Origin of the sequence: Aeromonas sp. 601027 (genome assembly GCF_049174455.1) — a bacterium.
Lineage (GTDB): Bacteria > Pseudomonadota > Gammaproteobacteria > Enterobacterales > Aeromonadaceae > Aeromonas > Aeromonas veronii_A.
Genome location: NZ_JAAKTN010000012.1, coordinates 36,229 through 49,715, shown reverse-complemented (window position 1 = coordinate 49,715; position 13,487 = coordinate 36,229). Strand labels below are relative to the sequence as shown.

Genomic DNA, 13,487 nt, shown 5'->3' with positions numbered 1-13,487 from the left:
CCCCCCTTTTGCATTTTGGTCTTCCATCAGGCGGCACAATCGATATAATCATCAAATAAGCAAACCATTAAATATAAAGACAAAAATGCTATTTTTTCTGGGAAGCGTACTTTTTCTGGTGATCGGGTTGCCCCTGCTGTTTTTCGTGCTGGGGCACGGCGAGGCCTACGTGACCTGGGGCCCCTGGATCTCCGCCATCGCCCTGATGTTGTGGCTGTTGATGGACGTCGACAAGATCCGTCGCGGCAAAGGCTGACCAGCTTCCAACCGTATTCTCAAACTTCGTTTATTCGCTTCTTTCCTCGATAAAGGATCGCTACACTGATTTTTTGCGATGTTTTCCCGCATCCAACGCATCAGTAAAGGTCATCCGCATGCCGCAACAGATCCAGCGCCAGGGCGTCATCTACGCCCTGTGCGCCTATACCCTTTGGGGCATAGCCCCCATCTATTTCAAGACCATCTCTGCCGTCCCGGCCGCTGAAATTCTGACCCACAGGATGATCTGGTCCTGCGTGCTGCTGATGGTGCTCACCCTGGCTGGCCGCCAGTGGCACAAGGTGCAGGCAGTGCTGCGTCAGCCAAAAGTGCTGCTCACCCTGGCGTTTACCTCGGTCACCGTTGGCGGCAACTGGCTGCTGTTTATCTGGGCCATCAACAACGGCCACATGCTGGATGCCAGCCTCGGCTACTACATCAACCCGCTGTTCAACGTGCTGCTGGGGATGGTGTTTCTGAGCGAGAAACTGCGCCGCCTGCAGTGGTGGGCGGTGGCGCTGGCCTTTGCCGGGGTGACGATCCAGCTTATCGCCTTTGGCTCCCTGCCCTGGATTGCACTGGTGTTGGCATCGAGCTTCGCCATCTATGGCCTGGTGCGCAAAAAACTGGCCCTCGATGCACTTACCGGTCTGCTGATCGAAACCATGATCATGCTGCCACCGGCAGCAATCTATCTGTGGGGCATTGCCGACAGCCCCACCAGCCATCTCACCCAGAACGACTGGCACCTCAACCTGCTGCTGATCGCTGCTGGCGCCGTCACCACAGCCCCTCTGCTCTGCTTCACCGCCGCCGCGACACGGCTCAAGCTCTCCACCCTGGGCTTCTTCCAGTACATAGGCCCCAGCCTGATGTTCATCCTCGCTGTCACTCTCTACGGCGAGGAGCTGGCAATGGACAAGGCTCTTACTTTCGCCTGTATCTGGAGCGCGCTGCTGATCTTCACGCTGGATGGGCTGCGCAACGGCAAGCGTCCTGCTGCAACGAGCAATATAAAGCCTTCAAAATCAAATCAGTAGCTAACAAAGTCATCAGAAGCGATATGCCATTTTCTCGCCCCCTGACCTGTTAAAACGGTAGCCTTGGACTCAATGTGGGAATAGGATCCGCACTCCCTATTCTCCATCCAGCTATAAGGAATTACAGCTATGACTCGAAAATGGTCGCTCCCCATCGTGGCAATCGCGGGGGGAGCGTTACTCTGGCTTGGCAACACCTTTGGTATGAAATGGGCCCTGATGGCCCTGATCGGATTCGGCTTTGGCTTCACCCTCTCCTTCAGCCGCTTCGGCATCGTGTTCGGTTGGCGCGAAATGCTGACCAAGCGCAACAGTTACTATGTGCGGGTTCACCTGCTCACCATCGCCATCGAAATTCTGCTGTTCACCACCTTCCTCTCCTTTAGTCACGCCCTGTTTGGCGATGCCATGGTGGGCAACGTGATGGCTATCGGCATTCCCTTCATCGTCGGTGCCTTCCTGTTCGGCATCGGCATGCAGCTGGCAGGCGTCTGTGCCACCGGCACTCTTTATTGCTGCGGCGAGGGACAACCTCGCTTCTGGCTGGTGCTGATCTGCTACGGCATCGGCACCCTTATCAGCAACCAGTTCCGCCCCGAACTGGAGGCCACCTTCTCCAGCCAAGTGGTGCTGGCAAAAGACCTGACCGGCAATATCTGGAGCGGCATGCTGCTCAACCTGGCGCTGGTCGCCGTGCTGTTCCTGCTGTTTCGCAAGAGCGAACTCAAGCGTACCGGCGAACTCAAGCCCCTCTTCAGCGGCGGTAACCTGTTCTGGCGCGATGGCCGCTTCACCGTACTGACCGGCGGCATCATCATCGCCATACTCAACTCCACTGTCGTCGCCCTGCACGGCTCGGCCTGGACCATCACTGGCGCCGTCTATGACATGGCGCTGCGCGGCGCCTCCCTGTTCGGCCTGTTCGAGGGCAACCCCAAGCTGGCCCAGCCGCTCTTCATCAACCCCATGGTCGGCATGTTCTGGCTCGGCATTCTGGGGGCCATGCTGGCGCGCTGCATCAGCGGTGGTGGCAACTTCGCCCCGATGCGGATCGGCAACAATCTGGCCTCCATCCTCGGCGGCCTGCTGATGGGGATGGGCGCCATGTACAGCGCCTGCAACCTCGGCGGCTTCTTCGACGGTACCGCCTCCGGCAGCCTGCACGGCTGGGTCTGGATGCTGATGGCCCTCGCCGGCAGCCTGATTGGTATTCGCTTGCGCCCGCTGTTCAAGCTCTGAGTCACAGACCGATACTCGCCAACAAGGGAGTCGGGTCACACCAAATAAAGAGAGTCAGTCCGCTTGCGCGGACTGGCTCTCTTTTTTCTGTCGCGCCGGGATCACCCCGGCCTTTTTGCTAACTCTTCATCAGAACCACTGGCCGTGGCGCTTGATGTAGATGGTCTTGACGGTCTGGGTCAGCCCCATGTAGGCCAGCATGGTAATCACCAACCACATGAAGTACTTGGGCCCATCCAGATTGATGAAACCGAAGTGCTCAGCCACAGGCGAGAAGGGCAGGTAGCAGCCGATGGCAATGGCGATCGAGGTGGAGAGCAGCACCGGCAGGGTAGCGGTACTCTGCAGGAACGGGATCTTGCGGGTACGCAGCATATGTACCACCAGCGTTTGCGACACCAACCCCTCGATGAACCAGCCGGAGTTCATGATGGCCTGACCGTTGACCAGCGGATCCATACTGCCGTTGGCGGTGGCATAGAGGGTGCCAGCACCGAACACGAACCACATCAGGCAATAGGTACTGATATCGAACACCGACGAGGTCGGGCCAAGCCAGAGCATGAAGCGCTTGATGTTGCTCGCCTCCCACTTGCGCGGTCGCTTGAGGAACTCGGGATCCATCTTGTCCCACGGCAGCAGCATCTGGGAGACGTCATACACCAGATTCTGGATCAGCATCTGCATCGCCAGCATGGGTGCCCATGGCAGCCAGGCGGAAGCCACCAGCACCGAGAAGACGTTGCCGAAGTTGGAACTGGCGGTCATGTTGAGGTACTTGAGGATGTTGCCAAAGGTCTCGCGCCCCTTGATCACCCCCTCCTCCAGCACCATCAGACTCTTCTCCAGCAGGATGATGTCGGCGGTCTCCTTGGCGATGTCGGCACCGCTGTCCACCGAGATCCCTACGTCCGCATCCCGCAGCGCCGGCGCATCGTTGATGCCGTCACCGAGGAAACCGACGGTGTTGCCGTTGGCCTGCAGCGCCTTCACCACCCGCGACTTCTGCAGCGGGGTGAGCTTGGCGAAGATGGTGGTCTGCTTGACCACCTCGCACAACGCCACGTCATCCATTCCTTCGATATCCTTGCCGAGCAGCGGTAAGCCGGGCTCCAGCCCTACGTCACGACACACCTTGCTGGTGATGATGGGATTGTCACCGGTCAGCACCTTGACCGCCACACCATAGTCGTTCAGCGCTCGGATGGCCGGTGCGGCCGAATCCTTGGGCGGATCGAAGAAGGTGAGGAAGCCGCGCACCACCAGATTGACCTCATCACTGGTACGATAGCTCTGCTTGCACTCGCCTGCCGAGATCTCGCGGGTCGCCACGATCAATACCCGATAGCCCTCGGCATTGAACTCCTCGCTCTGGCGCAGCAGGGCAAGGCGATCGGCGTCGGTCAGATCCCGCACCTCCTGGCCATCGGCGATCTGGCTGGAGACGGCCAGCATCTCTTCCACCGCCCCCTTGGAGACCATCAGCTGCTGGCCACGCTCATCCTTTACGATCACCGATAGCCGGCGGCGCACGAAGTCGAATGGCAACTCATCCACCTTGCTGTAACCAGCCGGCTTGCAGCCAGCTCCCAGCACATCGGCATGCTCGATCACCGCGATGTCCATCAGGTTCTTCATGCCGCTCTGATGATAACTGTTGAGCCAGGCCAGCTGCAGGATCCGGTCGTCCCGGTTGCCACGCACGTCGTAGTGGTGCTCGAGGATGATCTTGTCCTGGGTCAGGGTACCTGTCTTGTCGGTGCAGAGCACGTCCATGGCACCGAAGTTCTGCACCGAGTTGAGCCGTTTGACCACCACCTTGCGCTTGGCCATGGCCACCGCCCCTCGCGCCAGGTTGGCGGAGACGATCATCGGCAGCATCTCGGGGGTGAGCCCTACCGCCACCGCCAGCGCGAAGGTGAGCGCCGACATCCAGTCACCACTGCTGATGCCACTCAGCATAAAGACGATGGGCACCATCACCAGCATGAAGCGGATCAGCAGCCTGGTAACGCTATTGACGCCGCGATCGAAACTGGTCTCGATGCGCTTGTGGCTCACCACGTTGCGGGCCAGCGAACCGAAGTAGGTGTCGCTGCCGGTGGCCACCACCACAGCCTTGGCTGTACCGCTCACCACATTGGTGCCCATGAAGCAGATGTTGGGCTGGTCGAGCAACCCCACGTCCCCTGTGCTGTTGCCGTCTGCCGACTTCTCGGCCACTGCGCCCAGGGTGTCGTACTTCTCCACCGGCAACGCTTCACCGGTCAGCACCGCCTGGCTGATAAAGAGATCGCGGGATTCGATCAGCTTGATGTCGGCGGGGATCATGTCCCCCGCCTGCAAGTGCACTATGTCTCCGGCCACCAGCTCGGTCATTGCCACTTCCTTGCGCTGGGGGGTGGCGCCCGGCGAGGGACGACGCTGTACGGTGGCTGTGTTGCGCACCAGCGACTTGAGCGCCTCGGCCGCCTTGGCGGAACGGTACTCCTGCCAGAAGCGCAGCAGACCGCTCAAGCCCACCATGACACCGAGGATGATCACCTTGACCCAGTCCTCGTCGCCGGGCTCAGCCATCAGCACGTCCATCACGTAACTGACCAGCCCGAGCACGATCAGCACCATCACGAAGGGGTTCTTGAACGCCTGCAGCAGCTGGATCAATGGATGAGGCGGTTTGTCGTGGGTCACCTCGTTGGGGCCAAACTGGACCAGACGATTGGCCGCCTCGGTCGCGGTCAGGCCGTCGATATTGCCGCGCACGGCAGTGAGGGTGTATTCGAGGGACTTGTCGGCCTCGTCGAGCACCCGGGAGGAGAGCTTCTCATTGGCACGGCCCGGGGCGACGAACCCCTGTTGCTTGTGCCGGCTGGCAGTATGTTGTTGCTTCATAACTTTAAATCCTGATTTTCGCTTGCAGAAGGGCCCTGTCGCGGGCCAGGCCAGGCGTCAGTACTGATATCGAAAGCTGTGAACCCGACTCGTTGCCGGCACGCTCAACTGGCGCGCACGGGGCGGCTCGTCAGACAAATGTCTGCCGTCGAGCTAACCAGCATGGTTGGGTCAGATCAGGGGTCAGAACACCGCATCCCGTCCCCGCAGGGGGGATCAGGAGTGGGGAGGCGTGAACCCCGAGGGTCGAGGTTTGGGCTCTTCGGTCATACGATATCCTCCGAGTGGGGTGGAGAGAGGGCCGGACGAACCATGGACAGCGATACACACTGTCGTTGGCAGGCATGGCCGCGAGTCTGCATTATCAGCGGACCAATCCGGTGATCCCGCAACTAGAGCGGCATCACCCATAAAGAAAATCAGGATTACGACAGTTTGAAATAACTGGATGCGGGCAGGAAATAGTATCAGTGATATCTGGCGGGTAAGAACATCGGAGAAAACCACGCCTATAGAAATATTACAGCGCGACCCTTGCCACCGCCGAAATATATTAATCAATCACATCATTTATTTTAATGTGCAACCTGCCATATCGAAAACGAAATAGTTTTCAATATGAGATTATCCATCTTGTTATTTTACGCTTGATCCCTTCCCGACCACGGCACGGATGCATGGTTCCGACGCTGTGACGGCCCTGACGGGCAGTACCGGGATGCATGATGAAGCGTTCAATTGCAGGGGTCGCATGGCGCGCATGGCTCGCATGGCTCGCAGATGAGCGGAACGATCCAGATTTACAACCGGAATCCCTGATGAAGGCGGGATAAAGAGGTTGTGAGAGTCGATGCTGACTCATATAGATGCTGCACTCTATGCTTGTGATTCGAGCAATCAGAGTGAGAGAGAAGATAAAATATTCGGCCTCAGCTCTGGTAAACCCGCATCGCGATTTGCAATCGGCTACAACTGTCGCAGTCCATAATATTTACCTGTCTATTGATAACACGCAGAGATTCTAACCAAAAGGATCTTCAGGCGCAAAGTTTAATTCTATTTTTTTATCCTGTAATTTCCTGGAAATATAATAACTATTCCTATTAGGAAAAGATTCGATAACTCATGATGTTGGCAAATCAGGTCTGCACCACCATCCGATCACGCTGACCATAGAAAACGGGAGGCCTGGCCTCCCGTTCTTCTCGAATCCCATCTCTAGCCGCAGCATCACTGCGCCGGCTGGGAAACCCCTTCCAGATGGATTTCAACCCGACGATCCGGTGCCAGACAGGCGATCAGCTCCTGCTTGGAACGGCTGGCGCAGTTGTTGCCAGTGACCGGATTGGCCTTGCCACGCCCCTCGACCCGCACCTTGTCAGCATACAAGCCTTTGGCTACCAGATAGCTGGCCACGCTCTGGGCCCGCTTCTCGGAGAGGGCCAGGTTGTAGTTATCGGAGCCGATGCGGTCGGTATAACCGACCACGGTCGCGACGCCATCCTTCGGATTGGCCGCCACAATCTGGCTGAACAGGGCATCGAGCGCCTGATTGGCAGCCGGCTTCAGGGTCGCCTTGTTGAACTCGAACAGCACATCGGAACTAAGGCTGAAGGTCTTGGGCTCCACCACCACAGCCGGGGCAGGCTCGGCTGCCGGAGCTGGCGCCGGCACAGCAACCTCACCCCCTTGCTGATCGAAACGATAGAGCATGCCGAACGAAATCAGGCCGTTATCCAGCTCGATGCCTGAGCGATCGAGAGAGGCATCTCCCAGCGGCGTAGTGTACTGGTACTCCAGACGGGCGGCCCAGTCACGATCGATGGCGTACTCGGCACCCAGCGCCCCGACAAATGCGGCGCCATGCTTTTTACCGGTCTCGCTGCTATTGGCGAAGCTGATCTCGCTATCCGTCCAGGCATAGGCACCGCCGAGCCGGCCATAAAGATCGAGCACATTCGTTGCCGGGAAGCTGATCTTCATGGTGGCCTGAATCATCTGGCTCTTGGCTTCGGTATTGAGAGTATTGGCGCCGGTGCCCGAGGTGGTGTCGTATTTGCCAAGCCAGTCATAACCCAGCTCGAACCCCAGGTTGGGGTTGAGCTGGTAACCGGCGAACAGACCCAGACCCAGATCATCCGTGTTCTCGCTGGTATTACCCAACGTCTGGGCAATCGACTCGGCATACTGGTTGTGGTCAACGCCATAGTAATTGGACCAACCGGCCTTGCCACCGACATACCAGGTATTGTCCTGAGCAGCGGCCTGCACGGCTCCGGCCGCCAGCAAACCACTGACCAATACGGCAAGCATGGATTTATTCATATTTTCGCCTCTGCAATAAGTCGTTATGGGCGCCTGAGTGCGCACTCTTCCCTGTGTGAAGCCGTCAGGCGGCCTCTCCGCTATTCAGGGTATCCCATCCGAACGCAGCCTCAAATGACCAGCATCTCAGGAGTGTGAAGCGGCCTGCATTATCGCGCCATCGTCGGCCAAAATGGTCTTTGCCAGCATTCTGGCCTGCTCCAACGCCAGTGGCTGCTGATAGCTGTGAGCCATCACGATCGCCCCCTCCAGCAACAGGCAAAGCTCGGTGGCCTGTGCCAGAGAACAGTTGAGCTGGTTTATCACCCAGCCCAATAACGCCTGCTTGTGGGCCATCACCAGCTTGCGCACCGGATGGCGTGGGTCGGCAAACTCGGCGCTGGCGTTGATAAAGTTGCAGCCATAGAAATCAGAGCGGCCAAACCACGCCGCGAAACCATCGAACAGCGCCTGGAGGCGAGCTTCACGTCCGCTCACACCGGCCAGCCGCTGGTCAAGCAAGGCGAAGAACTCCCGGTCACGAGCGAGCAGCACCTCCTCAATCAAGGCATCCTTGGTCGGGAAGTGGCGATAGAGGGTGCGCTTGGTACTCCCCGCCTCGGCCCAGATGCGATCTATGCCGGTGGCATGAAAGCCATGACGGTTGAACAGACGGTAGGCCGTCGCCACCAGTTGTTGACGCTTCTCACTCATGATTTGCCTCTTGAAGTACACCGATCTGTCTACCTAATGTGCCTAATCAGTTCTGGCAAACCAAGAGGAAAGCATGATGACAAAATGGTATGGCCCGTTATGGGCAGGTGTGGGCGCCGCACTCACCATCGGCATATTGGGATGGCTCAATCTGAGCTGGCATGTCGCGCTAGTCATGGCACCTTTCGGGGCCAGCTGTGTGTTGTTGTTTTCCCTGCCAGATAGTCCGCTGGCGCGCCCCAAAAACGTGCTGGGTGGACACCTGCTGACGGCCTGCGTCGGACTGGTCATCGGCCTGCTTCCCCTCCCTGCTGAAATGCAGATGGCTCTGGCAACCGGGCTGGCCATCGCCCTGATGCAGGGACTGAATATTCTTCACCCTCCGGCGGGCGCCAATCCCTTGCTGATCCTGATGACAGGACAAGAGCCAGCCTTCCTGTGGCAAACGGTGCTGCCCGGCACCCTGCTGCTGATGGCACTGGCCCATGGATTTCAATGGCTCAGACAGAAGTTCCCAATTGCAGCCTAAAAACAGAGGGAGGACAACGCCTCCCTCCTGCTTCATCGCGATCCCGCCATCAACTAGCCAGGAATAGCCGGTAGGCGGGGTCGTCGCTCACCTCTTTCCAGCCGTAGCCAATCTCGCGCAGGTAGTCGTGGAAGGCTGCCACGTCTTCATCCGGCAGCTCGAAGGCGCAGAGCACGCGGCCGTAGTCGGCACCGTGGTTACGGTAGTGGAACAGGCTGATGTTCCAGCGACAACCCAGTGTCTCGAGGAAGCGCATCAGGGCGCCAGGCTGCTCCGGAAACTTGAAGCTGTAGAGACGCTCACCAAGGGGCCGGGCCGGGCGGCCGCCAATCATGTAGCGCACATGATTCTTGGCCAGCTCGCTCTCGGTCATGTTGACCACTGGATAGCCGTTGCCACCGAGCTGATCGATGATCTGGCCGAGCTCTTCGTCACCGCCGGTGAGGCGCACCGAAACGAACAGCGACGCCTGTTCGGCATCGGCGTAGCGATAGTTGAACTCGGTCACCATGCGGGGGCCAAGCTGACGACAGAAGTCGAGGAAGGCCCCCTTGCGCTCGGGGATGGTCACCGCCAGCATGCCCTCGCGCTTCTCGCCGATCTCGCAGCGCTCCGACACGTAGCGCAGGCTGTGGAAGTTAACGTTGGCGCCGGAGAGAATGGCCGCCATCCGCCCCCCTTTGACCTGCTCCCGCTCGCTGTAGGCCTTGAGGCCCGCCAGCGAGAGGGCGCCCGACGGCTCGGCGATGGCGCGGCAGTCGTCGAAGATGTCTTTCAGTGCGGCGCAGATCTGGTCGTTGGAGACGGTCACCACCTCGTCCAGATACTGGTTGCACAGGCGGAAGGTCTCCTCGCCGATGCGCTTGACCGCCACCCCGTCCGCAAACAGCGAGACCCGCTCCAGATTGACCGGCTCGCCGGCCGCCAGCGCGGCCTTGAGACAGGCAGACCCTTCAGCCTCCACCCCGATCACCTTCACATCCGGCAGCAGTTGCTTGATATAGACCGCCACCCCGGCGGCCAACCCACCGCCGCCCACCGGCACAAAGACGTGAGTGAGGTGGGTATCCTGCTCCAGCAACTCCTTGCCGATGGTGCCCTGCCCGGCGATCACCTCGACGTCGTCAAACGGCGGGATCAGGGTGTAACCCTCCAGCTCGGAGAGGCGGCGGCTCTCGCCGTAGGCCTCGTCGAAACTGTTGCCAAACAGCATGACGTTGCCGCCCTGCCGGCGCACCGCGTCGATCTTGATATCCGGCGTGGTCTTGGGCATCACGATGATCGCCTTGATGCCGAGCTTGGCGGCCGACAGGGCGACCCCCTGTGCGTGGTTGCCAGCAGAGGCGGCGATAACGCCGCGCGCCTTCTGCTCCTCGGTCAGGGTGGCGATCTTGTGATAGGCGCCGCGCAGCTTGAAGGAGTGGACCGGTTGCAGATCCTCCCGCTTCAGGCTGACATGGTTGCCGAGCCGCTCGGAAAGTTTCTTCAGGGTTTGCAAAGGGGTCACCCGCGCCGCCTCATAGACGGGGGAGAGCAACACCTTGCGTAGATAATCCGCCGCAGAGACCATGGTTTATTCCCCCAACAGGGTGCGATCACGCACCGCGCCCTTGTCGGCGCTGGTGGCGAACATGGCGTAGGCGCGCAGGGCAAAGGAGACCTGACGCTGACGATCGAGCGGCTTCCAGCCACGGGCTTCCACGGCGACACGGCGGGCGGCCAGCACGCTGTCGGCCACCTCCAGCACCATGCTGCGAGCCGGGATGTTGATGCTGATGATGTCGCCATCCTCCACCAGACCTATGGTGCCGCCGGAAGCGGCCTCCGGCGATACGTGGCCGATGGAGAGGCCCGATGTGCCGCCGGAGAAGCGGCCATCGGTGATCAGGGCACACGCCTTGCCGAGTCCCATGGATTTCAGATAGGTGGTTGGGTAGAGCATCTCCTGCATACCGGGGCCCCCTTTCGGCCCTTCATAGCGGATCACCACCACCTCGCCCGCTTTCACGGTGCCGTCGAGGATGCCGTTCACCGCGCTCTCCTGACTCTCGAATACCCGGGCCGGGCCACGGAAGGTGAGGTTCTCCTCATCCACCCCGGCGGTCTTGACGATGGCGCCGTTGACCGCGAGGTTACCGGAGAGCACCGCCAGACCACCCTCTTGGCTGTAGGCGTTGTCCAGCGAGCGGATGCACCCTTCGGCTCTGTCCAGATCCAGCTCCGGCCAGCGACAATCCTGACTGAACGCCTTGGTGGTACGGATGCCGGCAGGGCCTGCGCGGTAGAAGTCCACCACCTCCTGACTCGGCTGGCGGCTGACATCATATTCATTGAGCTGTTCGACGAGGGAGCAACCCAGCACGGTACGGGTATCCCCATGCACCAGACCCGCTTTTTCCAGCTGGCCCAGAATGGCGACCACGCCACCGGCGCGGTGCACATCTTCCATATGGTACTTCTGGGTGGAGGGCGCCACCTTGCAGAGCTGCGGCACCTTGCGGGACATGCGGTCGATGTCGGCCATGGTGAAGTCGACACCGGCCTCCTGCGCCGCCGCCAGCAGGTGCAGCACGGTATTGGTGGAGCCACCCATGGCGATGTCGAGCGCCATGGCGTTCTCGAACGCCGCCTTGGTGGCGATATTGCGCGGCAGTGCCGAGGCATCGTCCTGCTCATACCAGCGCTTGGCCAAAGTCACGATGCGCTGACCCGCCAGCTTGAACAGTTGCTCGCGGTCGCTGTGGGTCGCCAGCAGCGAGCCGTTGCCCGGCTGGGAGAGGCCAAGCGCCTCGGTCAGGCAGTTCATGGAGTTGGCGGTAAACATGCCGGAGCAGGAGCCGCAGGTGGGGCAGGCGCTGCGTTCCACCTGTTCGCTCTGGGCATCCGACACCTTGGGATCGGCGCCCTGGATCATGGCATCCACCAGATCCAGCTTGATGATCTGGTCGGAGAGCTTGGTCTTGCCCGCCTCCATCGGGCCGCCGGAGACGAAGATCACCGGAATGTTGATGCGCAGGGCCGCCATCAGCATCCCCGGGGTGATCTTGTCGCAGTTGGAAATACAGACCATGGCGTCGGCGCAGTGGGCGTTGACCATATACTCCACCGAATCGGCAATCAGCTCCCGCGATGGCAGGGAGTAGAGCATGCCACCGTGGCCCATGGCGATGCCGTCATCCACGGCGATGGTGTTGAACTCCTTGGCCACCCCGCCAGCGGCTTCAATCTCGCGCGCCACCAGTTGCCCCAAGTCCTTGAGATGCACGTGGCCCGGCACGAACTGGGTAAAGGAGTTGACCACGGCGATGATGGGTTTGCCGAAATCCTGATCGGTCATTCCGGTGGCACGCCACAGGGCGCGGGCCCCGGCCATGTTACGTCCGTGGGTGGTGGTGGCGGATCTCAACTTCGGCATTGTCTCTACTCCCTGAATGCCCATATGGGCTCGATGCGTTATGCGGTGATGATACGAGTGGATCAGAATCGATCCTGGTGAAGACTCCTCTGGGAAGCGCTCACCGGAAGCGACTCGGGGAGGCATGACGCCTCCCCTCTCTCATCAGTCGTTGACTGGGGTCAGCCAGCCCCACTTGTCTTCGGTCTTGCCATTGAACAGGCCGAAGAAGGCGTTCTGTAGCTGCTCGGTCACCGGGCCACGGCTGCCAGCGCCCACCTTCATTCGATCAACGGAGCGCACCGGGGTCACCTCGGCGGCGGTGCCGGTCATGAAGATCTCGTCTGCGACATAGAGCGCCTCGCGGGGCAGTGCCTGCTCGCGCACCTCGTAACCCAGATCACGGGCCAGCGTCATGATGGTGTCGCGGGTGATGCCGGGCAGGATGGCGGCGGTAGCAGGCGGGGTGAACAGTACGCCGTTCTTCACTAGGAACAGGTTCTCACCCGCCCCTTCGCTCAGGTAGCCGTTCACATCCAGTGCCAGCCCCTCGGCGAAGCCGTTGCGCTTGGCCTCGCGGCTGATCAGCTGGGATGACAAATAGTTGCCGCCCGCCTTGGCGCCGGTGGGAATGGTGTTGGGAGCGAGTCGGTTCCAGGAGGTGACGCAGACATCCACCCCGTTTTTCAGCCCCTCTTCCCCCAGATAGGCGCCCCACGGCAGGGCAGCCACCATCAGGTCGGCCTTGGCATCCAGTGGCGGATGCAGCCCCAGCCCCACATTGCCGACAAAGGCCAGCGGGCGCAGATAGCCGCTCTTCAGGCCGTTCTCGCGCACCACGGTGCGGCAGGCTTCATTCACGTCGGACTCGCTGTAGGGGACGTCCATCCAGTAGATCTTGGCGGAGTCGAACAGGCGGCGGGTGTGCTCCTGCAGACGGAAAATGCAGGTGCCTTTGGGGGTGTCGTAGGCGCGTACCCCCTCGAACACCGAGGAGCCATAGTGCAGGGCGTGGCTCATGACGTGCACCTGGGCATCCTGCCAGGGCACCAGTTTGCCGTTGAACCAGATGTATTGGGGGTGAGTGGCAGATTGGGAAGGCTGTGACATTGGCTTG

Annotated in this window: 10 protein-coding genes; 4 read left to right on the top strand and 6 right to left on the bottom strand. The window is 60.2% G+C overall.

Annotated elements, in window-relative coordinates; translation table 11 throughout:
• The first annotated feature begins 85 nt into the window (after window positions 1-85).
• The 3 genes from G5193_RS15410 (at window position 86) to G5193_RS15400 (ending at window position 2,537) form a co-directional block, all read left to right on the top strand.
• A complete protein-coding gene (locus tag G5193_RS15410; RefSeq protein ID WP_005341999.1) occupies window positions 86-256 on the top strand; it encodes a hypothetical protein in 171 nt (56 codons plus the stop codon).
• Between the two features lie 118 nt (window positions 257-374).
• The gene (gene rarD, locus G5193_RS15405) at window positions 375-1,298 is read left to right on the top strand and encodes an EamA family transporter RarD (protein ID WP_216952315.1); all 924 of its coding nucleotides are present in this window, start codon (window positions 375-377) and stop codon (window positions 1,296-1,298) included.
• A 129-nt stretch (window positions 1,299-1,427) separates the two neighbouring features.
• The gene (locus tag G5193_RS15400) at window positions 1,428-2,537 is read left to right on the top strand and encodes a YeeE/YedE thiosulfate transporter family protein (protein WP_421206305.1); all 1,110 of its coding nucleotides are present in this window, start codon (window positions 1,428-1,430) and stop codon (window positions 2,535-2,537) included.
• Between the two features lie 129 nt (window positions 2,538-2,666).
• Here the strand turns inward: G5193_RS15400 and mgtA are convergent, their stop codons facing one another.
• The 3 genes from mgtA to G5193_RS15385 all read right to left on the bottom strand — a co-directional run bounded on the left by mgtA (window position 2,667) and on the right by G5193_RS15385 (window position 8,447).
• Complete coding sequence (gene mgtA / locus G5193_RS15395; protein ID WP_421206303.1) at window positions 2,667-5,429, bottom strand: magnesium-translocating P-type ATPase; 2,763 nt, start codon at window positions 5,427-5,429, stop codon at window positions 2,667-2,669.
• 1,230 nt (window positions 5,430-6,659) lie between these two features.
• Window positions 6,660-7,754, bottom strand: a complete 1,095-nt coding sequence (gene ompA / locus G5193_RS15390; RefSeq protein ID WP_421206301.1) for a porin OmpA — start codon at window positions 7,752-7,754, stop codon at window positions 6,660-6,662.
• Window positions 7,755-7,880: 126 nt separating this feature from the next.
• A complete protein-coding gene (locus G5193_RS15385; protein ID WP_182963048.1) occupies window positions 7,881-8,447 on the bottom strand; it encodes a TetR/AcrR family transcriptional regulator in 567 nt (188 codons plus the stop codon).
• A gap of 76 nt (window positions 8,448-8,523) precedes the next feature.
• On the opposite strand from G5193_RS15385, the gene G5193_RS15380 reads away from it, so the two are divergent.
• Entirely contained in the window at window positions 8,524-8,976 is a 453-nt protein-coding gene (locus G5193_RS15380) for an HPP family protein (RefSeq protein WP_227342965.1), read from the top strand.
• Window positions 8,977-9,025: 49 nt separating this feature from the next.
• On the opposite strand, the gene ilvA is transcribed toward G5193_RS15380, so the two are convergent.
• The 3 genes from ilvA to G5193_RS15365 all read right to left on the bottom strand — a co-directional run bounded on the left by ilvA (window position 9,026) and on the right by G5193_RS15365 (window position 13,480).
• A complete protein-coding gene (gene ilvA / locus G5193_RS15375; protein ID WP_167570662.1) occupies window positions 9,026-10,546 on the bottom strand; it encodes a threonine ammonia-lyase, biosynthetic in 1,521 nt (506 codons plus the stop codon).
• Window positions 10,547-10,549: 3 nt separating this feature from the next.
• Window positions 10,550-12,391, bottom strand: a complete 1,842-nt coding sequence (gene ilvD / locus G5193_RS15370; RefSeq protein ID WP_041209479.1) for a dihydroxy-acid dehydratase — start codon at window positions 12,389-12,391, stop codon at window positions 10,550-10,552.
• 144 nt (window positions 12,392-12,535) lie between these two features.
• Complete coding sequence (locus tag G5193_RS15365; RefSeq protein ID WP_005357461.1) at window positions 12,536-13,480, bottom strand: branched-chain amino acid transaminase; 945 nt, start codon at window positions 13,478-13,480, stop codon at window positions 12,536-12,538.
• Window positions 13,481-13,487 lie beyond the last annotated feature (7 nt).